Annotated in this window: 26 protein-coding genes and 1 tRNA gene; 10 read left to right on the top strand and 17 right to left on the bottom strand. The window is 64.0% G+C overall.

All coding sequences use genetic code 11. The features are described 5' to 3' along the window. Positions 1 to 36 precede the first annotated feature (36 nt). Complete coding sequence (locus Q7V20_RS09615) at positions 37 to 1,065, top strand: NADP-dependent oxidoreductase (RefSeq protein ID WP_304789822.1); 1,029 nt, start codon at positions 37 to 39, stop codon at positions 1,063 to 1,065. A gap of 29 nt (positions 1,066 to 1,094) precedes the next feature. Continuing rightward, positions 1,095 to 2,009 (top strand): SDR family oxidoreductase, encoded by a 915-nt coding sequence (locus Q7V20_RS09610; RefSeq protein WP_304789890.1) that lies wholly within the window; start codon positions 1,095 to 1,097, stop codon positions 2,007 to 2,009. A 6-nt stretch (positions 2,010 to 2,015) separates the two neighbouring features. On the opposite strand, the gene rapZ is transcribed toward Q7V20_RS09610, so the two are convergent. Genes rapZ through Q7V20_RS09595 form a run of 3 tightly spaced genes read right to left on the bottom strand, consistent with a single transcriptional unit; the run spans position 2,016 to position 5,571 of the window. After that, a complete protein-coding gene (rapZ, locus tag Q7V20_RS09605; protein WP_304789819.1) occupies positions 2,016 to 2,945 on the bottom strand; it encodes an RNase adapter RapZ in 930 nt (309 codons plus the stop codon). Then, complete coding sequence (gene recN, locus Q7V20_RS09600) at positions 2,942 to 4,669, bottom strand: DNA repair protein RecN (protein ID WP_304789816.1); 1,728 nt, start codon at positions 4,667 to 4,669, stop codon at positions 2,942 to 2,944. Before recN ends, rapZ begins: the two co-directional genes overlap by 4 nt. Continuing rightward, positions 4,669 to 5,571 (bottom strand): NAD kinase, encoded by a 903-nt coding sequence (locus tag Q7V20_RS09595; protein WP_304789814.1) that lies wholly within the window; start codon positions 5,569 to 5,571, stop codon positions 4,669 to 4,671. The genes recN and Q7V20_RS09595 overlap by 1 nt, the downstream gene beginning before the upstream one ends. A gap of 104 nt (positions 5,572 to 5,675) precedes the next feature. On the opposite strand from Q7V20_RS09595, the gene hrcA reads away from it, so the two are divergent. After that, positions 5,676 to 6,686, top strand: coding sequence for a heat-inducible transcriptional repressor HrcA (gene hrcA, locus Q7V20_RS09590; RefSeq protein ID WP_304789811.1), 1,011 nt, complete (start codon positions 5,676 to 5,678; stop codon positions 6,684 to 6,686). Here the strand turns inward: hrcA and Q7V20_RS09585 are convergent. Next, positions 6,646 to 7,119 (bottom strand): hypothetical protein, encoded by a 474-nt coding sequence (locus tag Q7V20_RS09585; protein WP_304789808.1) that lies wholly within the window; start codon positions 7,117 to 7,119, stop codon positions 6,646 to 6,648. The genes hrcA and Q7V20_RS09585 overlap by 41 nt on opposite strands. A gap of 90 nt (positions 7,120 to 7,209) precedes the next feature. On the opposite strand from Q7V20_RS09585, the gene Q7V20_RS09580 reads away from it, so the two are divergent. Next, positions 7,210 to 7,286 (top strand) — tRNA-Ile (locus tag Q7V20_RS09580). A gap of 46 nt (positions 7,287 to 7,332) precedes the next feature. Here the strand turns inward: Q7V20_RS09580 and Q7V20_RS09575 are convergent. The 5 genes from Q7V20_RS09575 to Q7V20_RS09555 all read right to left on the bottom strand — a co-directional run bounded on the left by Q7V20_RS09575 (position 7,333) and on the right by Q7V20_RS09555 (position 11,336). Next, positions 7,333 to 8,349, bottom strand: a complete 1,017-nt coding sequence (locus Q7V20_RS09575; protein WP_304789805.1) for an STAS-like domain-containing protein — start codon at positions 8,347 to 8,349, stop codon at positions 7,333 to 7,335. Between the two features lie 64 nt (positions 8,350 to 8,413). Continuing rightward, entirely contained in the window at positions 8,414 to 9,184 is a 771-nt protein-coding gene (locus tag Q7V20_RS09570; RefSeq protein WP_304789803.1) for an amino acid ABC transporter ATP-binding protein, read from the bottom strand. Beyond that, a complete protein-coding gene (locus tag Q7V20_RS09565; RefSeq protein WP_304789800.1) occupies positions 9,181 to 9,834 on the bottom strand; it encodes an amino acid ABC transporter permease in 654 nt (217 codons plus the stop codon). The genes Q7V20_RS09570 and Q7V20_RS09565 overlap by 4 nt, the downstream gene beginning before the upstream one ends. After that, positions 9,834 to 10,481: an ABC transporter permease subunit gene (locus Q7V20_RS09560; RefSeq protein WP_304789798.1), complete on the bottom strand. Its 648-nt coding sequence runs from the start codon at positions 10,479 to 10,481 to the stop codon at positions 9,834 to 9,836. Before Q7V20_RS09560 ends, Q7V20_RS09565 begins: the two co-directional genes overlap by 1 nt. Before the next feature lie 6 nt (positions 10,482 to 10,487). Beyond that, the gene (locus Q7V20_RS09555; protein WP_304789797.1) at positions 10,488 to 11,336 is read right to left on the bottom strand and encodes a transporter substrate-binding domain-containing protein; all 849 of its coding nucleotides are present in this window, start codon (positions 11,334 to 11,336) and stop codon (positions 10,488 to 10,490) included. Between the two features lie 206 nt (positions 11,337 to 11,542). Between Q7V20_RS09555 and Q7V20_RS09550 the strand changes: the two genes are divergently transcribed. From Q7V20_RS09550 to Q7V20_RS09535, 4 genes are all read left to right on the top strand, one after another. Continuing rightward, positions 11,543 to 12,100, top strand: coding sequence for a DUF3455 domain-containing protein (locus Q7V20_RS09550; protein ID WP_304789794.1), 558 nt, complete (start codon positions 11,543 to 11,545; stop codon positions 12,098 to 12,100). A 42-nt stretch (positions 12,101 to 12,142) separates the two neighbouring features. After that, on the top strand, positions 12,143 to 12,700 hold the full coding sequence (locus tag Q7V20_RS09545; RefSeq protein WP_304789792.1) for a sigma-70 family RNA polymerase sigma factor: 558 nt from the start codon (positions 12,143 to 12,145) through the stop codon (positions 12,698 to 12,700). After that, positions 12,697 to 13,443 (top strand): anti-sigma factor domain-containing protein, encoded by a 747-nt coding sequence (locus tag Q7V20_RS09540; protein ID WP_304789789.1) that lies wholly within the window; start codon positions 12,697 to 12,699, stop codon positions 13,441 to 13,443. Before Q7V20_RS09545 ends, Q7V20_RS09540 begins: the two co-directional genes overlap by 4 nt. A 93-nt stretch (positions 13,444 to 13,536) precedes the next feature. Continuing rightward, on the top strand, positions 13,537 to 14,202 hold the full coding sequence (locus Q7V20_RS09535) for a PEP-CTERM sorting domain-containing protein (RefSeq protein WP_304789786.1): 666 nt from the start codon (positions 13,537 to 13,539) through the stop codon (positions 14,200 to 14,202). Between the two features lie 15 nt (positions 14,203 to 14,217). On the opposite strand, the gene Q7V20_RS09530 is transcribed toward Q7V20_RS09535, so the two are convergent. The 8 genes from Q7V20_RS09530 to cyoA form a co-directional block, all read right to left on the bottom strand. After that, positions 14,218 to 15,804, bottom strand: coding sequence for a glucan biosynthesis protein (locus tag Q7V20_RS09530; RefSeq protein ID WP_304789782.1), 1,587 nt, complete (start codon positions 15,802 to 15,804; stop codon positions 14,218 to 14,220). Between the two features lie 75 nt (positions 15,805 to 15,879). Then, complete coding sequence (locus Q7V20_RS09525) at positions 15,880 to 16,422, bottom strand: response regulator transcription factor (RefSeq protein ID WP_304789779.1); 543 nt, start codon at positions 16,420 to 16,422, stop codon at positions 15,880 to 15,882. After that, positions 16,406 to 17,758 (bottom strand): ATP-binding protein, encoded by a 1,353-nt coding sequence (locus tag Q7V20_RS09520; protein ID WP_304789776.1) that lies wholly within the window; start codon positions 17,756 to 17,758, stop codon positions 16,406 to 16,408. The genes Q7V20_RS09525 and Q7V20_RS09520 overlap by 17 nt, the downstream gene beginning before the upstream one ends. A 19-nt stretch (positions 17,759 to 17,777) precedes the next feature. Continuing rightward, positions 17,778 to 18,566, bottom strand: coding sequence for an SURF1 family protein (locus Q7V20_RS09515; protein ID WP_370652434.1), 789 nt, complete (start codon positions 18,564 to 18,566; stop codon positions 17,778 to 17,780). 5 nt (positions 18,567 to 18,571) lie between these two features. Further along, positions 18,572 to 18,970 carry a cytochrome o ubiquinol oxidase subunit IV gene (gene cyoD, locus Q7V20_RS09510; protein WP_304789773.1) on the bottom strand — a complete coding sequence of 133 codons (399 nt, stop codon included), beginning with the start codon at positions 18,968 to 18,970 and terminating at the stop codon, positions 18,572 to 18,574. Next, positions 18,967 to 19,596, bottom strand: a complete 630-nt coding sequence (gene cyoC / locus Q7V20_RS09505) for a cytochrome o ubiquinol oxidase subunit III (protein WP_304789770.1) — start codon at positions 19,594 to 19,596, stop codon at positions 18,967 to 18,969. Before cyoC ends, cyoD begins: the two co-directional genes overlap by 4 nt. Then, positions 19,589 to 21,592 (bottom strand): cytochrome o ubiquinol oxidase subunit I, encoded by a 2,004-nt coding sequence (gene cyoB / locus Q7V20_RS09500; protein ID WP_304789768.1) that lies wholly within the window; start codon positions 21,590 to 21,592, stop codon positions 19,589 to 19,591. Before cyoB ends, cyoC begins: the two co-directional genes overlap by 8 nt. A gap of 48 nt (positions 21,593 to 21,640) precedes the next feature. Then, a complete protein-coding gene (cyoA, locus tag Q7V20_RS09495) occupies positions 21,641 to 22,678 on the bottom strand; it encodes a ubiquinol oxidase subunit II (RefSeq protein ID WP_304789765.1) in 1,038 nt (345 codons plus the stop codon). A gap of 161 nt (positions 22,679 to 22,839) precedes the next feature. Between cyoA and Q7V20_RS09490 the strand changes: the two genes are divergently transcribed. Next, a complete protein-coding gene (locus Q7V20_RS09490; RefSeq protein ID WP_304789885.1) occupies positions 22,840 to 24,165 on the top strand; it encodes an MFS transporter in 1,326 nt (441 codons plus the stop codon). A 121-nt stretch (positions 24,166 to 24,286) separates the two neighbouring features. Further along, positions 24,287 to 26,236, top strand: a complete 1,950-nt coding sequence (locus tag Q7V20_RS09485; protein ID WP_304789762.1) for a hypothetical protein — start codon at positions 24,287 to 24,289, stop codon at positions 26,234 to 26,236. The last annotated feature ends 1 nt before the right edge of the window (position 26,237 follow it).

Raw genomic sequence — 26,237 nt, 5'->3', positions numbered from 1 at the left:
TGTCATCTCCACCGACGAACACCGAGGAACAAGACCATGAGCACCATCAACCGCCAGATCCAGTTGGCCTCCCGCCCACAGGGTGAAGCCACCACCGACAACTTCAAGCTGGTCGAGACACCCGTGCCTTCGCAGGCCGAACTGAGCGATGGCCAGGTGGTGGTCAAGCACCATTTCCTGTCGCTCGACCCTTACATGCGCGGCCGCATGAACGACAGCAAGAGCTACGCCGAACCGCAACCCTTGGACACCGTGATGATCGGTGGCACCGTGGGTGAAGTGGTGGCCAGCAAGCACCCCAAGTTCGCGGTGGGCGACCAAGTGTTGGGCATGGGCGGCTGGCAGGAATACGCGGTGGTCGATGCCAATGTGCGCGGCACCCTCAACAAGGTCGACACCACGCACATTCCGCTGTCGGCCTACCTGGGCTCGGTCGGCATGCCGGGTGTCACCGCCTGGTATGGCCTGGTCAAGATCATCAACCCCAAGGCGGGTGAGACCGTGGTGGTCAGCGCAGCCAGTGGGGCGGTGGGCAGCGTGGTGGGGCAACTGGCCAAGGCGCGCGGTTGCCGCGTGGTGGGCTTTGCCGGTGGTGCCGACAAGTGCCAGTACGTGGTCAACGAGCTGGGCTTCGATGCCTGCATCGACTACAAGGCGCACGCCGATTCGCGCAGCCTGTACAAGGCCTTGAAGGAGGCCACGCCCGATGGCATCGATGGCTACTTCGAGAACGTGGGCGGCGCCATCCTGGACACCGTGATGGCCCGCATGAACGCCTTTGGCCGCATCGCCATGTGCGGGATGATTGCTGGCTACGATGGGCAGCCCATGCCCTTGGCCAACCCCGCGATGATCCTGGTATCGCGCCTGAAGATCGAAGGCTTCATCGTGAGCGAACACCCTGAAGTGTGGCCAGAGGCCACCAAGGAGTTGGGCACCATGGTGGCCACCGGCAAGATGAAATTCCGCGAGTCCATCGCGCAAGGCATTGCCAGCGCGCCCGAGGCATTCCTGGGCTTGCTCAAGGGCAAGAACTTTGGCAAACAGCTGGTCAAGCTGGTCTGAACACTTTGAAGGACAACACCATGTCGATCATGAATTTGCAAGCCGGGCAGACGGCCGTCATCACGGGCGCTGGCAGTGGCTTTGGCCTGGAGTTGGCCCGCCTGGGCGCGGCCAGAGGATTGAACCTGGTCATCGCCGATGTGCAGCAAGATGCGCTGGACGCGGCCAAGGCGGAGTTGAAGGGCCTGGGCGCCAAGGTGGTGGCCTTGCGCAGCGATGTCTCGCGTGCCTCCGACGTTGAGGCGTTGGCCACCATCTGCCTGGAACGATTCGGCGTGCCCCACTTGGTCATCAACAACGCGGGCGTGGCCATTGGCGGCCTGGTCTGGGAGCACACCACCAGCGACTGGGAATGGGTGCTGGGCGTGAACCTGTGGGGCGTGATCCATGGCGTGCGCGTGTTCACCCCCTTGATGCTGGAGGCGGCCCGCAAGGATCCCCAATGGCAGGGTCACATCGTGAATGTGGCCTCGATGGCCGGCTTGCTGAACTCGCCCAACATGGGCGCCTACAACGTCAGCAAGCACGCGGTGGTCAGCCTGACCGAGACCTTGTTCCAGGACCTGGCCTTGGTCACTGACCAGGTGCATGCATCGGTGCTGTGCCCCTACTTCGTGCCCACGGGCATCCACCAATCGCAGCGCAATCGCCCGGTCGAGTTGCGCGGCGAGGGCAAGCCCACGCCCAGCCAGATCATTGCGCAGGCCATGAGCACCAAGGCGGTCACGTCGGGCCGGGTGTCGGCCACCGAGGTGGCGCAGCTGGTGTTCAACGCGGTTGAGCAGAACCAGTTCTACGTCTACACCCACCCGCAGGCCCTGGGCATGGTTCAGACTCGATTGGAAGACGTGGTGCAGATGCGCAACCCGACCGATCCCTTCGCGGGCAAGCCGGAACTGGGCGAAAGCCTGCGCAAGTCGCTGCGCGAAGCGATGGGCGCTTGATGTAAATCAGCGCGCGTCTTGTTCGCGGTGGCGTGCCAGTGCCACGCCACGCTTCACGAAGCGCTCGACGAGTTGCTCCACGCAATACACCGAGCGGTGCTGCCCGCCGGTGCACCCAATGGCCACCGTCACGTAGCTGCGCTGGTCACCTTCCAGGGTGGGCAGCCAACGCAATAAAAACGCTTCGATCTGCTCGATCATCTCGGCGGCTTCGGGTTGCTGGCGCAGGTAGTCGATCACCGGTTGGTCACGGCCCGTCAGGGGGCGCAACTCTTTCAGGTAATACGGGTTGGGCAGCATGCGCACGTCGAACACGAAGTCGGCATCCATGGGCACGCCCTGCTTGTAGGCGAAGGATTCGAACACCAGGGTCAGGCGCGACGGTTCGGCCTGGACCACGTTGCGGATCCACGAGCGCAATTGCGCGGGCCGCAGCAGTGATGTGTCGATCACGGCTGACACTTCGCGCAGGGGCTCCAGCAGCTCGCGCTCCAGGTTGATGGTGTCGATCAGGGCCTGGTCCTGGTAGGCCAGTTGCTCGTCCACCTGGTCGGGCATGGGCGGGATGCCAACAAAAGGGCGCGTGGGCTGTTTGGCTTGCAGCAAAGGGTGAGGGCGGCGCGTTTCAGAAAAGCGCCGCACCAGGGCGTCGGTGCTGGCGTCCAGGAACACCGATTTCACGCGCACGCCTTCGGCCTTCAGCTCGGCCAGGATGGGCATCAGGCTGGGCAGGGATTGCGCGCTGCGCACGTCCACAGCCACGGCCACGCGGCGGCGTTGCGGCTCGGGGCGTGTCAGCTCCAGGGTGATCAAACCGCGCAGCAATTCAGGCGGCAGGTTGTCCACGCAGAAGTAGCCAGCGTCTTCCAAAGCATTGATGGCCACGGACTTGCCCGAGCCCGAGATGCCGGTCAGGAAGACGACGTCCAGGCTCATGCGGCCTCCTTGCGGCGGCGCTTGTGGGCGCTGGTCTGATCGCTTGCCGCGTGGGCGGTGTCCACCATGACCTGGGCGTGGGCGCGGCTGGTATCGGTGATGGTGCCGCCGAGCATGCGGGCCACTTCGCGCACGCGGTCTTCGGCGGTCACTTCGCGGATGTCGCTGGTGGTGGTGCCTTGACTCAAAGCCTTGGACACGACCAGGTGCTGGTGGGCGCAGGCGGCGACCTGGGCCAGGTGGGTCACGGCCAACACCTGTTGGCTGGCGCCCAGGCGTTGCATGAGCTGGCCCACGGTGTCGGCCACGGCGCCACCGACGCCCGAATCGATTTCGTCAAAGATCAGGGTGCCGGACTGCGAGGCATCGTCGGCGCGCTGTGAGGTGGTCACGGCGATGGCCAGGGCCAGGCGCGACAACTCGCCACCTGAGGCCACCTTGCCCAAAGGGCGCGGCGTGCTGCCAGCATGGCCGGCCACCAGGAACTCCACCGACTCCAGGCCAAAGGCTTGCGGCTCGTCCTGCTTGGGCAAGGCCACTTCGAAGCGGCCGCCGGACATGCCCAGGTCCTGCATGGCCAGGGTCACGGCTTGGGCCAGTGCGGGCGCGGCTTTGGCCCGTTGTTGGGACACAGTCTTGGCCACGGCCAGCCAGGCTTGATGCGCCTCGTTGGCGTGGCGCTCCAGGGTTTCCAGGTCGGCGGCGGCGTCCAGCGCGGTCAGCTCGTCGCGCCAGCTTTGCAGCAGTTCCGGCAGGTCTTGCGGCAGGCGCCTGAAGCGCCGGGCCAGGCTCATCCAGCTGGCGATGCGGCTGTCCAGCTCGCCCAGTCGACCCGGGTCAAGTTCGGTGTGGCGCAGGGCGCCGTTCAGGCTGTGCGCGGCGTCTTCCAACTGGGCCTGGGCGCTGCGCAGCACTTCCAGCGCGCTGGCCAGGTTGGGATCGACCTGGGCCACACTGTCGAGCGCATCAATGGCGCGCGAGGTCAGCGAACTGGCGTTGGTGTCGTCTTCCGAGATGGCGCTCAAGGCCACCTGGGCCGCTTCCAGGATGGCCTGGCCGTGTCCAAGGCGCTGGTGTTCGGCGTTGAGCTCGTCCCACTCACCGGCCTGGGGCTTGAGTTTGTCCAACTCGGCGATCTGCCATTGCAGGCGTTCGCGTTCGCGGTCCAGGTCGGCCTGGCGGCCCTTGGCATCGTCCAGCCGACGTTGGGCGTCGCGGCGCGCTGCCCAGGCTTGCTGAAGCGCCGTTGTGTCCACACCGGCTTGCGTGTCCACCAAAGCGCGAACCGAATCGGCGCGGGTCAGGCTTTGCCAGGCATGCTGGCCATGGATGTCAACCAGGTTTTCGCCCAGCTCGCGCAGTTGCGTGACGGTGGCCGGGCTGCCATTGATCCACGCGCGGCTCTTGCCTTGGGCATCGACCACGCGGCGGAGCAACAAAGGCGCGCCAGGCTCGGCGGAATCAAACCCGGCATCGTGCAGCCAGGGCGCCAGGCGCTGGGCCAGGGCGGCGTGGGGCTCGAACTCGGCGGTGATGTCGGCGCGGGCGGCGCCTTCGCGCACCACGCCCGCGTCACCCCGGCTGCCCAGCGCCAATTGCAAGGCGTCGATCAGGATGGACTTGCCCGCGCCCGTTTCGCCCGTCAGGGCCGTGAAGCCAGCGCGCAGATCGACTTCCAGCGCCGTGACGATGACGAAATCGCGCAGGGTCAGGCGGCGCAGCATCAGGCAACTCCTTCGTTCCAGCGCAACTTGCGGCGCAGGGTGGCGTAATAGTTCCAGCCCTTGGGGTGCAAAAAGCGCACCCGGTGGGCCGAGCGGCGCACGGTGATGCGGTCGCCGTGCAGCAGGCTGGCCAGGCTTTGCATGTCGAAGTTCATGCTGGCGTCCTTGGCCGCGACAATTTCGATGGTGATCACGCCGGTGTCGGGGATCACGATGGGGCGGTTCGACAGCGTGTGAGAGGCAATCGGCACCATCACCCAGCCGCCCAGGGCGGGGTGCAGCAAAGGGCCCCCGGCAGACAAGGCATAGGCCGACGAGCCGGTGGGCGAGGCCACGATCAGGCCGTCGGCGCGGTAGTTGGCCACGAACTGGCCATCAACCTCGGCGCGCAGCTCGACCATGCTGGCGGTGGCCCCACGGCTCACCACCACCTCGTTGATGGCAAAGCCTTCGTAAATGGTTTCGAGCCCCCCATCGCGGTTGGGGCGCAGCACGGCGCCCTCCAGCATGGCGCGGTGCTCTTCTTCGTAGTGGCCAGTCAGGATCTGGGGCAGGGCGGTGGCCATGTCCTTGTGCTGGATGTCGGTGATGAAACCCAGGCGGCCCTGGTTGATGCCGATCAGCGGGATGTCAAAGCGCGACAGCTCGCGGGCAATGGCCAGCATGGTGCCGTCGCCGCCCACCACCACGGCCACGTCGCACTGCTTGCCAATCTGCTTGAGGCTGAGCGAGCCGTAGTCGGTGATGCCGGTATTGAGCGCGGTTTCCATCTCCAGCGAGACTTCAAGCCCGGCCTTGACGAGGATGGCGGCCACGTCTTCCAGCACTGTGCGGATGCCGCGGGCCTGGTATTTACCGACCAAGGCGGCGTGGCGAAAACGGCAAGGCTGAGGGCTGGGCATGAGCGGAATTACACCACACGGCACCGCCCTGAACGAGGGGTGGTTTTGCCCCCATCGCCCTGATTTGTGACGGCTTGTGCGCGCCAGCGCCTAGAATCAAATCCATGCTGGATGACCGTGCCAAGATACTGTTGAAAGCCCTGGTCGAGCGCTACATCGCCGACGGGCAACCCGTGGGCTCGCGCACCCTGTCGCGGGCGGCCGGGCTGGACCTGTCTGCTGCCACCATCCGGAATGTGATGGCCGACCTGGAAGAGCTGGGCTTGATCGTGAGCCCGCACACCTCGGCCGGGCGCGTGCCCACTGCGCGCGGTTACCGCCTGTTCGTGGACACCATGCTCACGGCGCGCCCCTTCGATTTCAAATCAGAAACGCGCGACCAGCTCCAGCCCGACCAGCCGCAACGCGTGATCGCCAACGCGGCACAGATGCTGTCCAGCCTGTCACAGTTTGTGGGCGTGGTCACCTCGCCGCGCAAGGCCTCCGTTTTCCGCCACATCGAGTTTTTGCGCCTGGGTGACAAGCGCGTGCTGGTCATCCTGGTGGCGCCCGACGGCGATGTGCAAAACCGCGTGCTGTTCACCGCGCAGGATTACACGCAGTCGGAGCTGGTCGAGGCCAGCAACATCTTGAACACGCACTATTCGGGCTTGTCGATCGAGGAAATGCGCAATCGCCTCAAGTCGGAAGTGGATCAACTGCGTGGCGACATCGCCAGCCTGATGCAGGCGGCGGTGCAGGCGGGCAGCGATGCGATGGACGAGAGCACGGACCAATTGGTGGTGTCCGGCGAGCGCAATTTACTGACGGTGCAGGATTTCTCGAACGACCTGGGCTCGCTGCGTCGCCTGTTCGATCTGTTCGAGCAGAAGACCCAGTTGATGCGCCTGCTGGAAGGCTCCAGCCGCGCCGAAGGCGTGCGCATCTACATTGGCGGCGAGAGCATGGTGGTGCCGTTCGAGGAGTTGTCGGTGGTCTCGGCGCCTTATGAGATCAACGGGCAGATCGTGGGCACGCTGGGCGTGATCGGGCCGACGCGCATGGCGTACGACCGGATGATCGAGATCGTGGACATCACTTCGCGGATGGTGTCGAACGCGCTGAGCCAGAAGTGAAGGGCAGAGCGGTCTGTTGATCGCCATCCCCCTCGTCTTCTTCCTCGGAATATTCCTCATCGTCGGCGGCCAGGTTTTCCAGGTCCACGCCCTGTGGGTCGTCGATCGACACCAGGTCGGGGTCGGTTTCCAGCGCTTCTTCGCCCGACAAGATGACGCGGTCTGGCGAGATGTCGCCGCCTTCGCGGATGCGGTCCGGCACGGCCGAGCCGCGTTCGCCGGTGCCGCCGCTGTCCGAGTCTGACCGCAGGTCGGTGTTGCCGGCGCCGGAAATGGCGGCCGACAGGGTCTCGAAATCGTCGGTTTCCAGGTGCAGTTCGCCCTGGATGTCAGAACCGCTGTCCGAGCTGTCGCTGGGGCCGAGCGCGTCGGCGTCGTGGCCTGGGGCGTGGCGAGGGGCTTGTTCGGTGCCGAAAATGCTGCTTCTGGCCATGATGGTCTCCTTCAAAGAGGGTTGAGGCTCATGGCAGAGTGGCAAGCGGTGTGCCCTTACAATCGCCGCTCCCTTGCGTTTCAAGGCCGGGGGCCGTTAGCTCAGTTGGTTAGAGCAGAGGACTCATAATCCTTTGGTCGTTGGTTCAAGTCCAACACGGCCTACCACTCATTCCGTGGAAAACGGCTGCGCAGATTGGCACAACGCGTCGCTTCAGCCTTGGGCCTTCAGCGCAGCGCGAGCACGTGAAACCATGGCCTTGACATCGGGCTCCATGTTGATGGGCACGAGGGTGGTATTGGGGTGAGCCGTCTGGAACACCCTGAACACTTCGTCTGCAAATGCCTGTCCGATCTCGGCCACGCCGACGAAGTCCAGCACCACCGTTTGAAAACGCTCAAAGCGCATGGTCAGTCGCTTTGCCTGAGACCGCGATACCAGCTTCTCACCTTCGTGTTGGGCCAATCGCACGGGCACCAAGGTCTTGGCGAAGGTGTATTCCTCGGGCGCAGCAAACTTGTCGAAGACTTCGCGCGTGGTGCGTGTGCTGTCATTGGCCAGTTGCATGGACACGGTGGTGCCGGGTGCTTCAGCCGAGCGCTCGAACAACACATCGACCTTGCCATCGTCATGCGCGAAGTGAAGCTTGCCGGACTGGATGTCGAACACGTCGAAGACCTTGGACGAAAAGAAGATGCCTTCGCCTGAGTGGTTGGCTGGGTCGGTGGTGAACTTGCCCTTCGCCAATTCCAGGATGGCTTCACGTGGATCAAACAGGTTCAGGGCGCGTTGAATGCGCAAAAAGATGCCTTCGCCGTCATCGGTGACCCAGGCTTGCGTGAACAGTGCGTTGCGTCGCAGACCCACGTGGACCATTTCTGAACCAGAGTGGTCCACCGCGTTGTTGATCATTTCGGTGAGCCCGTAGCGCCACACGTCGCGAGCCTTCTCTGGGATGTCAGCCAGGGCAGGAGCAAGCAGTTGCTGCCACACACGATCTTCAGACAGGCCCACCCGTGGGTAGCTGTGCTGGACTTCCTGGATGGTCCGCAGCCCATAGCGCACGCCTGCGCCGCGCCCCTCTCGCGTGATGACGCCCGCTTTGATGGCCTTGAGCAGTCTGGCGCTGGCGGCTTGCCTTGTGACCCCCAGTGATTCGGCCAGCCGGGCGGCCACATTGCGAGGATCCTGTGCTACAAATTGCAGCAGTTGGGTGAGGTGGGCTTCCATGCATTAATGGTAAAGCATTCCATGAATAAATGGAAAGTTAGATGCTTGGAATGGTAAACACACTTCAAAAACTTGCCGCGCTCCCATAGCGCAGCAAAAACTGCCGCGCCCGCTCCGTGCTCGGCGAAGTAAAAAACGCCTCCGGCGTGCCCGTTTCCACCACGTTGCCCCGGTCCATGAACACCACCCGGCTGGCCACATCGCGGGCAAAAGCCATTTCGTGCGTCACGATGACCATGGTCATGCCCTCTTGCGCCAGATCGCGCATCACCGCCAATACCTCGCCCACCAACTCAGGGTCCAGCGCGCTGGTGGGCTCGTCAAACAGCATCAGCGAAGGCTTCATGGCCAACGCCCGTGCGATGCCCACCCGTTGCTTCTGCCCCCCCGACAAGCGAGCCGGAAATGCATCGCGCTTGTCGAACAATCCCACGCGCTGCAACAAGGCCTCTGCCTCGGCGCGCACCTCCGGAGCTGGCCGGTGCAGCACATGCAGCGGCGCCTCCATCACGTTCTGCAGCACGGTCAAATGCGGCCACAGCGCGAAATGCTGGAACACCATGCCGATGCGGGTGCGCATGGTGGCCAGGGCGCGGTCGTTCATCACCAGGCCGCCCGTCACCCCGATGGTCTGGCCATCGATGAGCACGCGCCCGGAGTCTGGCCGCTCCAGCCAGTTGATGCACCTCAGCAGCGTGGACTTGCCTGATCCTGAGGGCCCCAGCAAACACACCGTCTCGCCAGGCGCCACCTGCAGGTGGATGTTGTCCAGCACTTGCAAGCTGCCGAAACGCTTGCTCACCCCTGTCACATTCAATCGGTGGGGGGCGTTCATCGGCGGGCCTCGGCCATCCGCCCCACGGCGGCCACGCCCGCTTCCACCACCAGGCACAAGGCCCAGTACAGCAGCAAGGCGGTCAGCAAGGCGGCAAACGGCACATAGTGTCGTGACTGGATCGAGTTGGCAGCGTGCGTGAGTTCGGGCAGGGCTATGACGGTGAGAAAGGCGCTGTCCTTGACGATCTGGATGACCTGGTTGCCCAGCACCGGCCCGGCCGCCAACAGCAGGGGCGGCATCACGATCCTGCGCCACAGGCCGAAGCCCCTGAAACCGAAGGCATGGCCCGCTTCCACCGGCGCCTTGGGCTGCGCTGCCCACGCGCCCCGCAGGATCTCGGCCACGTAGGCCGTGTGGTACAGCACCAGCGCGAACAGGCCCGCCCCCCAGCTGTCGAAGCTGATGCCCACCGTGGGCAGGCCGTAGTAGACGAGGTAGGCGAACAGCAGGAACGGCGTGCAGCGAAAGCCATCGACGAAGGCGTGTGCCGTCCAGGCCACGGCACGTTCTCGCCGCATCAGCAGCGGGCACAGCATGGCGCCCAAGGCAAAGGCACCGATTCCTGCCAGCACGGTCAGCGCTACCGTGTTGGCCAGCCCCGACAACAGCAAGCTGCGCTCTGACCAGACGATGGCGAAGTCGTTCATCAGGCCACCGCCTCCGACAAGGCCCGGCGCTGCTCGAACCAGCGTTGGCCGCGCACCAGGGCATACACGATGGGCAGGTAGATCGCCAGGGCCGCCAACAGCGGCGGCAGTGGCTCATAGGTGGCGGCGCCAATGCGCACCGCAGCCCGCGTCACATCCACCACGCCGACCACGGCCAGCGCTGGCGTCAGCTTGATCAACAGCGACATCTCGCTCATCAGCCCTGGCAAAGCGGCGCGGGCGATCTGGGGCAGAACGATGCGCCGCAGATACAAGCCGAAGCGCATGCCGGTTGATTGCGCCGCTTCGATCTGGTCCTTGGGCAGGTCCATCAGCGCGGCGCGCCAGATCTCGCAATTGAAGGCCGAGCCATTGAGCATGAGCGCCAGCACGCCCGCCGCCACCGGCCCCAGCGTGATGCCCACACTGGGCAGCGCGAAGAAGATGAGCAGCAATAAAGTGATCAGCGGCGTGGCGCGCAGCACGCTGACGTAGGCCACCACCATGGGCGCAATCACCGGCACACGCGCCCAGCGCAGCAAGGCCAGCGCCAGCCCAAGCGGCAGGCCCAAGGCAATGCCGGCGGCCGACAATGCGAGCGTGGTGAGTGCCCCGCTGAACAGCGTCAACCAGTCTGCGGCGCTCACGCGGGTTCAGACTTCGGGGGTGAACGACGCCGGCAGGTCAAACGCTTCGCCGAACCACTTCTTCTGCAGCGCGGGCATCGTGCCATTGGCCTTTTGCTTGGCGATGAATTCGTTGATGAATTTCAGCAACTCGCTGTTGCCCTTCTTCACCGCCCAGCCTGGATAAGACTTGCCGGACACCGCCTGGCCCAGCTCGAAAATGGCCGGTTTCTCTGTGGCCAGCGACTTCAGGTTGATGACGGTGTTGATGACCACGTCGGTGCGGCCCAAAGCCAGGTCTTGATACGCCTCGGGGTAAGAGGTGTACTCGGTGATCTTGCCCAAGGTGCCTCCGGTTTTGGCGAGCATGGCGGCCAACTCGGGCAGCCGGGCCAGCATGGCGCTGCCGCCCTGCACGCCGATCCGCTTGCCGCTCAGGTCTTTCACCGATTTGATCGAGGCATCGCTCTTGCGCTTGACGTAGTAGTGCGTGGCATCGGCGATGGGGCTGGCAAAATCCAGCGATTGCGTGCGCTCCTTGGTGATGAGCGCGGCCGTGATGGCGATGTCGTACTTGCCGGTGGCAACGCCTGCCAGCAGGCCAGTCCAGGGCACGATCTCCTGGCGGATCTCGAAAGGCGCGTACTTGCGCAGGGCCTCGACCATCTCGTTGTTGAAGCCGGTGGGCTTGCCATCCTTGATGAACTCGAAGGGCTTGAAATCATCTTCGGTGACCACCACCAGGTAGCCACGCTTGCGGACTTCTTCCAGGGTGGCGGCATGGGCCGAGCCGCAGAACGCCCATGGGAGCAGTGGCACAGACAGGGCGGCCAGGGCACGGCGGCGCGATGGGTCGGTGGGACGTTTGCGGTTCATCAAGAGGACTCCAAGTCAGGGGTGATTGGGGGCGCCATGCTGAGGCGCAACCTGCGCCGCGGTCACCTCGTGCTTATGCAACTGCCGTGCCACCGGGTTTGAAATTATTTTCAAACCGCCTGCATCCAAATGCCTCCCTGGTGGCCAGTACATGGTGTGAGCCTCGGCCACACCCGTCAAAACCCGAACATTGAAGGAGCCCCCTCATGCAAACCCGTTCCACCACCGCTCTGGCCATCACCTGCGTCGCCCTCCTGTCCGCATGCTCGAACATGTCGCCCATGGCCATGGACAAACCCTTCAGCCAGGATGGCCTGCCCGATGCCGTGAAGGTGCCCGCTGGTCACCAGGTCGCCCTGCAAAGCGTGGGCGTGGGCGAGATCACCTATGAGTGCCGCGCCAAGGCTGACGCACTGGGTGCCTTTGCCTGGGTGTTCGTGGGCCCGCAAGCCGATCTGATGAGCCGCAGCGGCAGCAAGTTGGGCACCTACTTTGGCCCCCCCGCCACCTGGGCCGCGCTGGATGGCTCCAAGATCACCGGCACGCAACTGGCCGTCGCGCCAGCGGGCATGGGCAACATCCCGTCGCAGCTCGTGAAGGCCAACCCTGCCGTGGGCTCGGGCGCCATGAGCGGCATCAGCTACATCCAGCGCGTGGCCACCCAAGGTGGCGTGGCGCCAGCGAGCGTGTGCGATGGCAGCGCCGTGGGCCGCAAGGAAGTGGTGAAGTACCAGGCCGACTACATTTTCTGGAAAGCCGCTTGAAGCCCCATGAAAGCGTGCCGTCGCGGCATGTAAAGTGAACGCATGCCCATCGCCGACACCCCGCCCTTTGATTACGAAGCTGCCTTGCTCGCTTGCGCGCGCGGGGAGCGATTCGCCATGCGTGCCTTGTACGAGCGCGAGGCGCGCTGGTTGCTGGGGGTGGCCTTGCGCATCGTTCGAGACCGCGAGTTGGCCGAGGATGTCTTGCACGATGCCTTCCTGCAGGTCTGGCAAGACGCCTCCACCTACCGACCTGAGCTGGGTTCGGCGCGAGGCTGGCTCTACACCGTGGTGCGCCACCGCGCGCTCAAAGAGGTGCGCCATCCGGGCCGCATGCAGGCGCTCGATCCGGTCGATCTGGCCGAGTTGTCAGACCAGCAACAGGCGGTGCAAGACACGGCCAGTGAGCGAGGCCTGGACAGCGACAGCCTGGAGCGCTGTCTGCAGCGCCTGGACGAGGCGAGAAGGGCTTGTGTGGTGCACGCTTTCGTGGACGGCTACACCCATGAGCAGATTGCCGAACGGCTGCAAACCCCCTTGGGCACGGTGAAATCTTGGATTCGCCGCAGCCTGAACAGCCTGAAGGAGTGCATGGCGTGATCAACCTTCAGGACCGGGAAAACCGGGTGGCCACCACGGGCGAGTACGTGCTGGGCACCTTGAGCGAAGATGACCAGCAGGCATTCCGCGAGGCTTTGGTCCAAGACCCCGCGCTGCAGGCCGAGGTCTATGGTTGGCAGGACCAACTGCTGAGCTTGAGCACGCAGGCCCCCCCTGTGGCGCCACGCGCGCAGCTTTGGCAACGCATTGACGCCACGCTGAGCGCCATGGCCGCCGCCTTGCCTCGGCCCGCTCGGGTTGACAGCACGGTGCCCCGCAGCCCTTGGTGGGAGCGTTTGGGCCTGTGGCAAGGCCTCAGTGGGTTGGCATTGGCCGTCTGCCTGGTCATGGCGGTGTTGCTGGTGGATCGTGGCGCCGGGGTGCCTGGTCAGGCCGTGGTGGGTGCCAGGTACCTGGCCGTGCTGCAAAGCCCCAAGGATCAGAGCACCGGCTGGGTGGTCGAGGTGCAGGCGGGCGGCACCGTGCGCTTGCTGCCCATGGGCGACACGGGCGTGGTCCCGGCAGGCCGTGCCCTGCAGTTCTGGACCACGCCCCAAGGCGCGGCGGGCCCCACGTCACTGGGCCTGGTGAAGGCCGGGCATCCCCTGGAATTGCCCGTGTCTCGCCTGCCGGGCGTGGGTGCGCAACAATTGTTCGAGATCACGCTGGAGCCTGAGAAGGGCTCGCCCATCGACCGGCCCACCGGCCCCATCTTGTACGTGGGGCGCACTGTCGCGTTGTGAGGGTGACGAATTCCGTTATTCCCTCAGCGTTCTTTTTGGGCTAGAGTGTTTTGTCCTATTTTCAGAACAATTCACTTCACCCAAGGAGTTCTCATGATCATGCCCATGTCTGCCTTGAAGGCACAGGTCAGCCGCCACGTGATGGCCGCCACGCTGGCGGCTGGCGTTGCCACACTGGCCCACGCCGACGATGTGATTCCCTACGCCAACGCCGGTACGTACAACACGGCCACGTATTCGTTCACGGCGGCCACCACCGGTGATGTCATCGCCTATTTCGTGGGCGGGGCAGGCGCTGGGTATGAAAACGAGATGGGTTTGCTGGTCAATGGCGTGCAAACCGCCGCAGGTTTTGGCTTGAACAACCACACCTCGTTGGTGGGGCAGAGCTTCAACCTGGGGTCGGTCAATGCGGGCGACACCTTGACCCTGGTGATGAGGAACCTGACGCTGGGTGCGCAGGTCTATTCAGATCCAACACTCAATGCCGCCTATGACGGGGTGGGCGAAACCGCGCACAACCACATCTACTCCACGGCTTACACGGCGACATCGCCACTGTTCAGCGGCGTCCCCGTCGGCATCTACGTCGGGTTCGAGGATTTGCCGTTCCCCGGGGCCGACTACAACTACGACGACGAGAGCTTCGTGTTCACCAACGTGGCCGTGGCGGTGCCCGAGCCGCAAACCTACGCCTTGCTGCTGGCAGGCTTGGGCGTGGCCGGTGTCATGACCCGCCGCCGCCAGTCGGCGGTCTGAGCGCCAATTGAATGATCACAGCCGGCGCTGAGCCGCCGGTGGTGGCGTCCATTGGTACAGCCAGGTCTCGCTCATCGGCTGGCCGTTGTAGCTGAGGTAAAGGCGAAGCTCCACCGGCGCGGTGCTGTCATCCAGGGGGCGCAGATCGAACATGGCCCGGTAGCCGTTGACCGAGGCCAAGGGCCGGGCCGAGGTGATCTCCACCTGGCCACGTGATGCGGTGATCACCGGCTCCACTTTCGCGCCTTCGCGCAGCATGGGCAGGTCGCCACCGGCAAAGTCCACCACGAAGCGCCAGGAAAAATACTTCCGCTTTTGGCCGACCACGCCGCCGATGCCCGTGCGGGTGGCCACCACTTGCGCTGCTGTGGGCTGCACAGGCGGCCTGGCGCCCCAATGCAGTCGGTAACTGAACAGGCGTTCTTGCCCGGGCAGCAATTTGGCGTCGGGGTTCCAGAAGGCGACGATGTTGTCGTTGGTCTCGTCGTCGGTGGGCAGCTCCACCAATTGCACGGCGCCTTTACCCCAGCCCGCCTTGGGCTCCACCCACAAGCTGGGCCTTCGTTCGTAGAACACGCCATCGTCCTGGTAGTGGTCGAACTGGCGGTCGCGCTGCAGCAGGCCGAAGCCACGCGGGTTCTCGTCGGCGTGGGCGCTGAATCGCAGCCCTGCCGGGTTGGTGACCGGGCGCCAGAGCCATTCGCCGTTGCCGCGCCACATGGCCAGGCCGTCGGAGTCGTGGATTTCGGCGCGCCAGTCGTTGGCCATGCGCTGGTCGTTCTCACCATGCTGGAACATGCTGGTCAGGGGCGCGATGCCCAGTCGCTCGATGGGCTTGCGGGGGTACAGGGCGGCGTCCACGTCCATGACCATCATCTCGCCAGGATGGATGTCAAAGCGGTAAGCCCCAGCCACACTGGGCGAGTCGAGCAGCCCATAGACCGTGAGCACCGACGAGGTGGGTGAAGGGCGTTCCAACCAATATGAGGTGAACACGGGGAACTCTTCAGGCCGCTCGGCGCCGCAATCAATGGCCAGGCCGCGGGCAGACAGGCCGTACTGGGCTTCACCGCCCACCGCACGGAAATAACTCGCACCCAGGAAGGCCGCGACGTCGCGCTTCCAGTCGGTGTGGAAGTTGACCCGAAAGCCCGCGAAGCCCAGGTCTTTGGGCAAGCGCGAGCCACGCACGCCGCTTTGGCCGTAGTCGAACATGCTGGGGTCGTAGGCCAGCTCCCGGGCTTGGCCGTCGATCACTTCGTGCATGTGGACGGGGGTGGTGAAACCGCGGCCCAGGTGGAAGAACTTGACTTCAAAGCGCCGCTTTTGCTGCGCCCACAGCGCATGCTGGTCGTGGTAGCCGATGGATTGGTATTGGTCCCAATCCAGTTGGGTCAACTCATCGGGCACGCGGGCGGTGGGTGCACGCCAGGCTTGCTTGGCCAGCATGCTGGCTTGCCCTTTGAGCCACGCGTAGCTGAAAGGCTGCGGCTTGCCCAGTTTGCTCATGGCGCCCGCCTGTTCGGCGGCCATGAGGTTGGGCATGGGGATGCCGGCGGCGGCCAGGGCGGCGGCGGTCTGGATGAAGTGACGTCGTTGCATGCGTTGAGGCCTCCTTGCTGGGGCCCCATGCTATCCAATCAGGGTAAGCGGCATGAAACGCGGGGTTTCTGGGCGTTACTTGACCTGCTGCTTGCCCAGCTTGCGCGCCAAGGTGCGCCGGTGCATGCCCAATCGCCGGGCGGTCTCGGAGATGTTGAAACCGGTCTCGGCCAGGATCTCGTGGATGCGCTCCCATTCCAAGGTCTTGATCGACGTGGATCGGTTGGTCAGCCCGACCTCGGTGTCGCCTTCCGCGCGGCCAAAAGCGGCCTCGATGTCGTCGGTGTTGGAGGGCTTGGCCAGGTAGTGGCAGGCGCCCAGCTTGATGGCCTCGACCGCGGTGGCAATGCTGGCAAAGCCCGTCAGCACCACGATCAGCATGTCGGGGTCGTGCGCGTTGAGCTTTTGCACGCAGGCCAGGCCTGAGGCTTCGCTGTTCAGCTTCAGATCGACGACGGCATAACCGGGCGAGCGCTGTTGCAGCAACTCGGTCACGCCCTCCAGGCTGGCCGCGAGCATGACTTCGTAGCCGCGGCGCTCGAACGAGCGGCCGAGCGTTCGTGCAAACGCCGCGTCGTCTTCAACGATGAGCAGCACGCGCTCAGCTGCTTCTTCCATGGGTGTCGTCTTCCTCAAAAGTGATGGCGGACAGGGGCAGGGTGAGTGTGACCACCGCGCCGCCGCCAGCCCGGTTGCGCGCGGTGAGGCTGCCGCCCAGCGTGCGGGCCACATTCACCGCCAGGAACAGCCCCAGCCCTCGGCCGGGCCGCCCTTTGCTCGATTGGTAAGGCTTGCCAAAGTTGGCCAGCATGGCCGGGCCGAAACCTGGACCATTGTCGGTGACGGTGACGCTCAGCGTGTCAGCATCACGGGCGACTTCCAGCTTCAGATGCGGGGATGCCTCCAGCGCATTGTCCAGCACATTGCAGATGGTTTGCTTCAGGGCCGAGTCGGACACCATGGTCAGATCCTGGCCAAAGCGGTTGTCGTACACGAAGGCGGTGGCCGGGCGCGTGGCGCGCCACTCGTCCACCAGTTCGTCCATGAAGGTGCAGACGGTGGTTTTTTCTGACGACTCGCCGCGTGCCTCGCCCGCCGACAGCAGGATGCCGCTCACGATGGCTTTGCACCGCTGAACCTGGGCTTGCATCTCATCGACCTCTTGCAGCAGCTCGGGGTCGGAGGTGAAGGAGGGCAGGCGAGCCCAATCGCCCAGGATGACGGCCAGCGTGGCCAGCGGGGTGCCCAGTTCATGCGCGGCACCCGAGGCCAGCAGGCCCATGCGCACGATGTGCTCTTCTTCGGCCGCGCGTTGCCGCAGGTTGGCCAGGCGCGCGTCGCGCTTGCGCAGGTTGAAACTGATGCGCGTGATGAAGATCACCAGCAGCGCCGCATTGAGCGCAAAGCAGATCAGCATGCCCTGCATGTAGGGGTTGAACAGTCCCCGGTCCTGGTCGGGCGGGAATGCCAAAGGCACGCCGAACAAGGCCAGGCTGGCAAAGCAGGTGGCAGTGATGGCAAAGATGGTCCAGGTGGACCAGGCCTCCAGCAACAAGGCGGCCAAGGTGACCTGCAGCAGGTAGAGGAAAGCGAAGGGATTGGTGGCGCCGCCGCTGAGGTAGAGCTGCGATGTCAACATGCTGACATCGACCAGCAGCGCGAAAAACAGCTCGCCGTTGGTGACCTCGCGGTGCGCGCGCCAGTGCACCTGGCTGGCCACATTGAAGGCCACCAGGCAGGCCAGCACGGTCAGCAGGTGGTTGAGCGGCAACTGGATGCCGTAGGCGAAATGCGCGACCGCGATGGTGATGATCTGGCCGACGACCGCGATCCAGCGCAGCTGAATCAACAGCTGCATGTTCTTCAGGCCCGTGGCATGGTTGACGCCCCGGACCTTGGCGGCTGCCGGTGGCGGTCCTTCTTCGGTCACTGGGAGTTCGGTCTGGCGTGACATCGGTGCTTTCGTCGTCGAACTAGCCGGCATTCTGATCGGTTTGGCGTTGGCGCAGTCGTTGTTCGTCACGCCTGACATACCAGGCGGCACCCAGCGTCATCAAGGCCAGGGCGTACCAGGTGATGGCGTACACGAGGTGGTGGTTCTTGAAGGCGATCACCGTCAGCCCGCCCGCAGGCCATTCCTGGGAAGGGTTGGCCTTCGCATCCACGAAATAAGGCGCGACAGGGCCCAAGTGGTGGGCGGCGGCGATGGCCTGGACATCTCGCGAGTACCAGCGCTGATTGGCCGGATCGTTGTTGCGAAGGAAGGCGCCACCGGGTTCGCTCATGCGCAGCAGGCCGGTGACGGTGGTGTTGGCCCGGGGTTCGGTGGCTTGTCGACTGGCCCTGGCCTGCTTTTCAGGCGGGACAAAACCTCGGTTGACCAGCAGCACCGTGCCATCTGCCAACTTCAGCGGGGTCAACACCCAGAAGCCGCTGCCCAAAACCGTGACGGCTTGCACCAGGGTTTCCCGCTCGTGCAGGAAGGTGCCGCTGGCCTGCACATGGCGGTACTCGTCGGTGCTGGTCTGCAACTGGGGCCACTGCATGGGCCCGGGGGCAGGGGCGGCCGGGGCGTTCACACGCTGATCGACCCGCTCAATCAGGTCAAGCTTCCAGAACAGGCGCTTGACCTGCCAGGTGCCCAGTGCGGCAAAGCCGCTGAACACCAATGCGGCGATGATGGCCAGGACGGCCAGCACGCCCTTGGAGCGCGGACCACGCCGCGGAGTGTCAGCATCGGCACCCATCGCGTGGTGGTCCATCGGCCTCAAGGCATGTTCTTCATCTCGTGGATCGACATGGGCATCATGTTGGTGTTCATGTGGAACATCACCCACAAGGAGCCACTCAAGGTGATCACCACCAGCACCAGCGTGAAGATCAGGGCCAGCATGCTCCAGCCGCCTTCGGAGCGGGTGTTCATGTGCAGGAAGTAGATCATGTGCACAACGATCTGCACGGCCGCGAAGCCCAGCACGACCAGGGCCGTGGTGCTCGATTGGTCGAACACCTTGCCCATGACGAGCCAGAAGGGGATGGCCGTGAGGATGACCGACAGCACGAAGCCGATCGTGTATTCCTTCAGCGAGCCGTGGCTGGCGCCATCGTCGTGGTGATCGTCATGGTGGTGGGCGCCGTGCCCAGCGGTATCGGTATGCGCGCTCATGGCAGCACTCCCATCAGGTACACGAAGGTGAAGACGCCGATCCAGACCACGTCCAGAAAGTGCCAGAACATCGACAGGCACATCAGGCGGCGCTTGTTCTCGATGGTCAGGCCGTGTTTGGAGACCTGTGCCATCAAGGTGACCAGCCAGATGATGCCGAAGGTTACGTGCAGGCCGTGGGTGCCCACCAGGGTGAAGAAGGACGACAGGAAAGCGCTGCGCTGAGGCGTGGCGCCTTCATGGATCAGGTGCGCGAACTCGTACAGTTCCAGGCCGATGAACGCCACGCCGAACAGGCCGGTGATGGCCAGCCACACCAAGGTGCCGCGCACGTGCTTCTTCTGCATTTCCAGCATCGCGAAGCCATACGTGATCGACGACAGCAACAGCATGGAGGTGTTGAGTGCCACCAGCGGCAGGTCGAACAGGTCGGCACCCGAGGGGCCTGCCGCGTAGTTGCGACCCAGCACGCCGTGAACGGCGAACAGGCAGGCAAAGATGAGGCAGTCGCTCATCAGGTACAGCCAGAAGCCGATCAGGGTGCCGTTCTCGACGTGGTGCTCTTCGGCCACGTGGAAGCTGATGGGCTCCCGGGCGTTGGGGGAAAGGGTGGCGGTATTAGACATGGCTGGTCAGCAGGTGCGTGCGTTCGGCCTCGGTGCGAATGACGTCATCAGCAGGGATGTAGTAATCGCGCTTGTAGTTGAAGGTGTGGGCAATGGCCACCACCACGAGGGTGATGAAGGACAGGGCGGCCGGCAGCCACATCTGCCAGATCATGGTGAAGCCGAAGGCGGTGCTCAGGCCAGCCAGGATGATGCCTGCGCCCGTGTTCTTGGGCATGTGGATCGGCAGGAAGCCGCTCAAGGGCCGCTCGTAGCCGCGCTGCTTCATGTCCCACCAGGCATCGTTGTCATGGATGCGGGGCGTGAAGGCGAAGTTGTAGGCGGGCGGTGGCGACGAGGTCGACCATTCCAGCGTGCGGCCATTCCAGGGATCACCCGTGTGATCGCGCAATTGCTCGCGCTTCATGAAGCTGACGACCAACTGGATCAGGAAGCAGGCGATGCCGAAGGCGATCAGGACCGCGCCGAAGGCCGCGATCTGGAACCAGATCTGCAGGGACATGTCCTGGAAGTGGCTGGTGCGGCGGGTCACGCCCATGAAGCCGAGGATGTACAGCGGGGTGAAGGCGACCCAGAAGCCGATCAGCCAGAACCAGAACGAGCACTTGCCCCAGAACGGATCGAGCTTGTAGCCAAAGGCCTTGGGGAACCAGTAGGTGATGCCAGCCATCAGGCCGAACAGCACGCCGCCGATGATCACGTTGTGGAAGTGGGCGATCAGGAACAGGCTGTTGTGCAGCACGAAGTCGGCCGGGGGCACGGCCAGCATCACGCCGGTCATGCCGCCGATCACGAAGGTGACCATGAAGCCCATGGTCCACATCATCGGCACTTCAAAGCGGATGCGGCCCTTGTACATCGTGAACAGCCAGTTGAAGATCTTGGCCCCGGTCGGGATCGAGATGATCATCGTGGTGATGCCGAAGAAGCTGTTGACGCTGGCGCCGGAGCCCATGGTGAAGAAGTGGTGCAGCCACACCAGGTAGGACAGGATCGTGATCACGACCGTGGCGTAGACCATGGAGGCGTAGCCGAACAGCTTCTTGCCGCTGAAGGTGGACACGACTTCAGAGAAGACGCCGAACAAAGGCAGGATCAGGATGTAGACCTCGGGGTGGCCCCAGATCCAGATCAGGTTCACGTACATCATGGCGTTGCCGCCGAAGTCGTTCGTGAAGAAGTTGGTGCCCACGTAACGGTCCAGGGACAGCAGGCCCAGCACGGCGGTCAGCACCGGGAAGGCGGCCACGATCAGCACGTTGGTGCACAGCGACGTCCAGGTGAAGACGGGCATCTTCATCAGGGTCATGCCGGGCGCGCGCATCTTGATGATGGTGGCCAGCAGGTTGATGCCCGACAGCAAGGTTCCGACCCCCGCTATCTGCAAGGACCAGATGTAGTAATCGACCCCCACGTCAGGGCTGTGCAGGATGCCTGACAGCGGTGGGTAGGCCAGCCAGCCGGTCTTGGCGAACTCGCCCACGAACAGCGAAGCCATCACCAGGGCGGCGCCACTGGCGGTCATCCAGAAACTGAAGTTGTTCAGGAAGGGGAAGGCCACGTCGCGGGCGCCGATTTGCAGCGGCACCACGAAGTTCATCAGGCCCGTGACCAGGGGCATGGCCACGAAGAAGATCATGATCACGCCGTGGGCGGTGAAGATCTGGTCATAGTGGTGCGGCGGCAGGAAGCCGGCGTTGTCACCAAAGGCGATGGCCTGCTGGGCCCGCATCATCAGCGCGTCGGCAAAGCCGCGCAGCAGCATGACCAAGCCCAGGATGATGTACATGATCCCGATCTTCTTGTGGTCGATGCTGGTGAACCATTCCTTCCAGAGATAGCCCCACAGCTTGAAGTAGGTGATCGCACCCACCAGAGACAGGCCGCCAAGCACAACGGCGGCGAAGGTCACGAGCAGGATGGGGTCGTGGAGGGGAATCGCCTCCCAGCTGAGGCGGCCGAAGATGAGCTTCGTTAAGTCGAGTTGGTCGAACATCGTGGGTCCGGGTGGCAAAGGTGAGGGGGCGCGCGCTTGCTGACAGCGTTACAGCGGCTGGGTGACGGGCGCAGGCGTGGCGCCGGTCAGGTTGGTGGTTGTGCACATGGCGCCGACGTAGGTGCGGTTGGACTGGCTGGAGGACACCACGTTGAAGGTGCCGGGCTTGCCCTGGCCACCACGGGCGTCGATGGCCATGATGTCTTTCATGCACATGCGGTTGCTCTCGACGCAGCGGTTCAGGATGGCGTCGTACAGGCCTGGTGCCACGTTGGCGTAGAGGCGCACCGGTTCGCGCTCGCTGGGCTTTTCGAGGGCCAGGTATTTTTCACGGCTCAGCTCGCCGCCGTTGGTTTTGGCGGTTTGCACCCACTTGTCGAAATCGGCGTTGCTCAGGCCGTGGAACTTGAAGTGCATGCCCGAGAAGCCCGCGCCGCTGTAGTTGGCCGAAATGCCTTGGTATTCGCCGGGCTTGTTGATGACGGCGTGCAGTTTGGTTTCCATGCCAGGCATGGCGTAGATCTGACCGGCCAGCGCGGGGATGAAGAAGGAGTTCATCACGGTGGACGCGGTGATCTTGAACTGGATGGGGCGATCGACCGGGGCGGCCAGCTCGTTCACCGTGGCAATGCCTTGCTCTGGGTAGAAGAACAGCCATTTCCAGTCCAGGGCGACCACTTCAACCACCAGGGGCTTGACATCGGCGGCGACGGGCTTGCCAGCGGCCACGCGTTGCAGAGGGCGGTAGGGGTCGAGCGTGTGGGTGCTGATCCAGGTGACGGCGCCCAGCGCGATGATGATCAGCAAGGGGGCGGCCCAGATCACCAGTTCAAGGTGGGTGGAGTGGTCCCAGTCGGGCGCGTACTCGGCCTGCGTGTTGGATTGCCGGTATTTCCAGGCGAACCACAGTGTCAGGATGATCACCGGGACGATGATCAGCAACATCAACACCGTGGAGACCACGATGAGGTCGCGCTGCTGCGCGGCCACGTCGCCCGAAGGGTTCATCACCACCGCTTTGCAGCCACCCAGGAAGGCGGTGGCGAGGAGCAGGAGGGGTCCGCGAAGGTTCTTGAGGGAAAGCATTGCCAGACGGAGTTTGAGCGCGTGACCGCAGAAGAGGCAGAATCTACCCCTATTGACTTGCCTTGGGTATTGGGCGTTTTGTCCTATGGCGGCAATCCCGCAGAGGTGAGAACCTCGGGGTGTCCGCTTGAAAAACTACATTCGAATCACGAGTAAGCATGATGTCCAGCATCGATCAGACCTACCCCGAGCCTTCGTTGCAGCCCCAGCAGGGTGGCGTTGCCGCCGGCCATTCCGAAATTGCCCCGGGTGAAATTGCCATTGGCGTGGTCATTGGCCGGGCTTCCGAGTATTTCGACTTCTTTGTGTACGGCATTGCCTCGGTGCTGGTCTTCCCGGCGGTGTTTTTCCCGTCCAGCGATCGCCTGTCGGGGATCTTGTGGGCCTTTGTCATCTTTTCGTTCGCCTTCATCGCGCGGCCGTTCGGCACGGCCTTGTTCATGGCGATTCAGCGCCGCTGGGGGCGTGGCACCAAATTGACGATGGCGCTGTTCCTGCTGGGCATTTCCACGGCGGGCATGGCCTTTTTGCCGGGCTACGCCACCTTGGGTTTCACCTCCATCGTGCTGCTGTCGGTGTTCCGCTTCCTGCAAGGCATCGCCCTGGGTGGTTCGTGGGATGGCCTGCCCTCCCTGCTGGCGCTGAACGCCCCGGAAAACCGCCGCGGCTGGTACGCCATGCTGGGCCAGTTGGGCGCGCCCATCGGCTTCGCGATCGCCAGCGGCCTGTTCCTGTTCCTGCACGCGAACCTGTCGTCTGCCGATTTCCTGGATTGGGGCTGGCGCTATCCTTTCTACGTGGCGTTTGCCATCAACGTGGTGGCGCTGTTCGCCCGTTTGCGCCTGGTGGTGACCGAGGAGTACACCCAGTTGCTGGAAGAGCGCGAACTGGAGCCCACCCGCGTGCTGGAACTGCTGCGCACGCAAGGGCACAACATCTTCATCGGCGCCTTCGCTGGTCTGGCCAGCTACGCCTTGTTCCACATCGTGACGGTGTTTCCGCTGTCCTGGATCGCCTTGGGCAACACGCAGTCTGTCAACGATGTTCTGGTCATCCAGATCATTGGCGCCGGGATCGCGGTGCTGGGCATGATCCTGTCGGGTCTGATCGCTGACCGCATCGGCCGTCGTCAAACCCTGGGTCTGGCGGCCAGCTCGATCGCGGTGCTGAGCGGTTTCGCGCCCACGCTGATGAGCGGTGGCCCGGGTGCCCAGAATCTGTTCATCCTGATGGGCTTTGCCTTGCTGGGCTTGTCGTACGGGCAATCGGCCGGTGCGGTGACGTCCAACTTCTCCACCAAGTACCGCTACGCCGGTGCGGCGCTGACCGCCGACTTCGCCTGGCTGGTGGGCGCCGCTTTCGCGCCGCTGGTGGCCTTGGGCTTGTCCGCCCATTTTGGCTTGGGTTACCTCAGCCTGTACCTGCTGTCGGGCGCGTTGTGCACCTTGGTGGCTTTGCGTCTGAACCGGGCGCTGGCCAGCGCCTGATCCCTTCCGCTCCCCGGCATTTTTTGGCAAATCACGAGGGCGCACGCTTCACCTTTCTTCACACTGACCGATATCCCTAGGGCTCAGCCAAGTGCTGGCTCAACGGATAAGGAAGCCCGCCGTGGTCAATTCAGTTTTGAAGCAAAGTCGTCAGCGCCTGCTGATGGGTGTCTCGTTCGCGGGGTTGGGCCTGTTGTCGGCGTGCGGTGGCGGTGGTTCATCGGACGTGGCCAGCGTTTCATCGACCAGCAACAGCTTGTCGGGCACCGTGGCCGTGGGCGCGCCCATGGCCGATGCCCTGGTGCGCATCCTGGACTCTGACGGCAATGTGGTCAGCTCCGGGGTGAGTGTGGACGCTGCAGGTGCCTTCACCGGCGTGACATTGACGGGCACAGGCCCCTACCGCATCGAGGCCTGTGGCCACGTGGGCGACAACTACCGTTGCGTCTACTCGGTGGCGCAAGGCGCGGGTGTGGCCAATGTGACGCCCTTGACGACCGCTGCCGTGCTGCTGGCCACGGGCGATTCGCCGGAAGACCTGATGAATGGCCCAGGTACCTCGCTGGACGCCTCCAGCATCGCGGCGGCCCAGACCACCTTGCGCACTGGTCTGGCGGGCATCCTGGCTGACGCGGGCGTGCCGTCCAACTTCGATTTCATCAGTGGCGACCTGGCCGCGGGCACCCGCACCGGATACGACCGCGTGCTGGACTCCGTGGGCGTGACCACCGGCGAGGCCAACGCCCCCTTTGTGCAGATCACACCGCGCCTGGGCACCGGCAACCTCTACCTGGAATCGGGCCTGGCACCCCAAGGCACTTTGACGGTGGACAGCCAGGCGGCCAACGTCTCCCTGACGGGCATTGAAACCCTGTTCCAGAACATGTCGCTGGCCATGGCGAGCGACACGGCCTGTCGCGCCAACCTGCCGGGGCTGCTGGCCAGCACGGCGAGCATGAGCTTTGACGGCCCCAACCCCGCGCAGGGCGCGGCCGATGTGGGCACGCTGATGTGCGATTTCATTGGCACAAGCGACGAAGGCCCTGGTTTTGGCGTCTCGTTCGTGAGCCCGACCCTGGGCCGCTGCGACCTGTCGGGCGCCGATCCAGTCTGCCGCGTGTCTTTTGTCTTGAAGCTCCTGGATGGCAGCCTGCAGTCCATCGGCGAAGAGATGGCGGTGGTTCGCGAAGGTCAGACCTGGAAGTTCAAGGGCGATGTGAACCCGATTGGCATTCACGCCAACGCGGCCTTGCAGCGCACCCAGACCTTTGACAGCACGGGGGCCTTGGCCTACACCGAGCATTCACGCGCCTTCCAGTTCGACATCCAGGCCATCACGGGCCTGCAATGCGCCAAGGTTACGCAGAAGGATGCGAATGGTGCAGAGGTGTTTCTGGCCTACTACAAGCGCTACAGTGGTTCGCCCGAGCGACTGTCGGCCTGGCGCGATTCGTCCAGCAACCTGCTGAGCGACCCGACGGATGCAGGCGGTCAGCTTCGCAGCAGCGACGACACCCAGATCCAGTTGCCTTCCGGCACGGGTGGCGATGCCGCCATCAACAACTTCTACCGTGGTGGCCGCACCGTGAAGGTCTCGCTATACACCGATGCCAACTGCTCCAGCGCGATGGTGCTGGATGGGCGCAGCGAGTTCGAGGTCGACATGATGGGCGTGCCGCCGCTGTCTGACCGCATCGAGAACTTCCCATGGCCGACCCTGACGGACAGCACCGTGAGCAGCCTGCGCACGCTGGCATTGGCCACCGGTGAATCGGCCACCTTCAATGCCAGCTGGACCTTCAACCGTGGCTACACGGGCCTGGACTCGGCGGTTTTCTGCTCGCACCGCGAATGTGGCGACCAGTCGAACTCCCGGATCGGCGACATCGATTTCTCGGCGGCAGCCCGGTCGGTCTCCATCCCTTTGGCCAATCCCGACAACGGCATCACGGTGACCACATCGGGCTTCAAGATGCTGGCGCTGTATGGCCGCACCGGCGAGGGCATGGGCGTGCAGAACAACTTTGTTTACTGCAGCGGCACCATCGACGGGCAAGGCCAATGCCAGTGAG

Origin of the sequence: Aquabacterium sp. (genome assembly GCF_030652515.1) — a bacterium.
In the GTDB taxonomy this organism is placed as follows: Bacteria; Pseudomonadota; Gammaproteobacteria; order Burkholderiales; family Burkholderiaceae_C; genus Aquabacterium.
This window is presented reverse-complemented; position numbering and strand designations above follow the sequence as displayed.

What these genes read in the sequence shown, in the direction of transcription:
- Q7V20_RS09555 (WP_304789797.1), bottom strand. Translation starts at nt 11,336, where the DNA reads ATGAACCGCAAACGTCCCACCGACCCATCGCGCCGCCGTGCCCTGGCC.
- Q7V20_RS09520 (WP_304789776.1), bottom strand. Translation starts at nt 17,758, where the DNA reads ATGTCACGCCAGACCGAACTCCCAGTGACCGAAGAAGGACCGCCACCG.
- cyoD (WP_304789773.1), bottom strand. Translation starts at nt 18,970, where the DNA reads ATGAGCGCGCATACCGATACCGCTGGGCACGGCGCCCACCACCATGAC.
- cyoC (WP_304789770.1), bottom strand. Translation starts at nt 19,596, where the DNA reads ATGTCTAATACCGCCACCCTTTCCCCCAACGCCCGGGAGCCCATCAGC.
- hrcA (WP_304789811.1), top strand. Translation starts at nt 5,676, where the DNA reads ATGCTGGATGACCGTGCCAAGATACTGTTGAAAGCCCTGGTCGAGCGC.
- recN (WP_304789816.1), bottom strand. Translation starts at nt 4,669, where the DNA reads ATGCTGCGCCGCCTGACCCTGCGCGATTTCGTCATCGTCACGGCGCTG.
- Q7V20_RS09595 (WP_304789814.1), bottom strand. Translation starts at nt 5,571, where the DNA reads ATGCCCAGCCCTCAGCCTTGCCGTTTTCGCCACGCCGCCTTGGTCGGT.
- Q7V20_RS09545 (WP_304789792.1), top strand. Translation starts at nt 12,143, where the DNA reads ATGCCCATCGCCGACACCCCGCCCTTTGATTACGAAGCTGCCTTGCTC.
- cyoA (WP_304789765.1), bottom strand. Translation starts at nt 22,678, where the DNA reads ATGCTTTCCCTCAAGAACCTTCGCGGACCCCTCCTGCTCCTCGCCACC.
- rapZ (WP_304789819.1), bottom strand. Translation starts at nt 2,945, where the DNA reads ATGAGCCTGGACGTCGTCTTCCTGACCGGCATCTCGGGCTCGGGCAAG.
- Q7V20_RS09530 (WP_304789782.1), bottom strand. Translation starts at nt 15,804, where the DNA reads ATGCAACGACGTCACTTCATCCAGACCGCCGCCGCCCTGGCCGCCGCC.
- Q7V20_RS09535 (WP_304789786.1), top strand. Translation starts at nt 13,537, where the DNA reads ATGATCATGCCCATGTCTGCCTTGAAGGCACAGGTCAGCCGCCACGTG.
- Q7V20_RS09550 (WP_304789794.1), top strand. Translation starts at nt 11,543, where the DNA reads ATGCAAACCCGTTCCACCACCGCTCTGGCCATCACCTGCGTCGCCCTC.
- Q7V20_RS09525 (WP_304789779.1), bottom strand. Translation starts at nt 16,422, where the DNA reads ATGGAAGAAGCAGCTGAGCGCGTGCTGCTCATCGTTGAAGACGACGCG.
- Q7V20_RS09615 (WP_304789822.1), top strand. Translation starts at nt 37, where the DNA reads ATGAGCACCATCAACCGCCAGATCCAGTTGGCCTCCCGCCCACAGGGT.
- cyoB (WP_304789768.1), bottom strand. Translation starts at nt 21,592, where the DNA reads ATGTTCGACCAACTCGACTTAACGAAGCTCATCTTCGGCCGCCTCAGC.
- Q7V20_RS09610 (WP_304789890.1), top strand. Translation starts at nt 1,095, where the DNA reads ATGAATTTGCAAGCCGGGCAGACGGCCGTCATCACGGGCGCTGGCAGT.
- Q7V20_RS09575 (WP_304789805.1), bottom strand. Translation starts at nt 8,349, where the DNA reads ATGGAAGCCCACCTCACCCAACTGCTGCAATTTGTAGCACAGGATCCT.
- Q7V20_RS09585 (WP_304789808.1), bottom strand. Translation starts at nt 7,119, where the DNA reads ATGGCCAGAAGCAGCATTTTCGGCACCGAACAAGCCCCTCGCCACGCC.
- Q7V20_RS09570 (WP_304789803.1), bottom strand. Translation starts at nt 9,184, where the DNA reads ATGAACGCCCCCCACCGATTGAATGTGACAGGGGTGAGCAAGCGTTTC.
- Q7V20_RS09490 (WP_304789885.1), top strand. Translation starts at nt 22,840, where the DNA reads ATGTCCAGCATCGATCAGACCTACCCCGAGCCTTCGTTGCAGCCCCAG.
- Q7V20_RS09565 (WP_304789800.1), bottom strand. Translation starts at nt 9,834, where the DNA reads ATGAACGACTTCGCCATCGTCTGGTCAGAGCGCAGCTTGCTGTTGTCG.
- Q7V20_RS09515 (WP_370652434.1), bottom strand. Translation starts at nt 18,566, where the DNA reads ATGGACCACCACGCGATGGGTGCCGATGCTGACACTCCGCGGCGTGGT.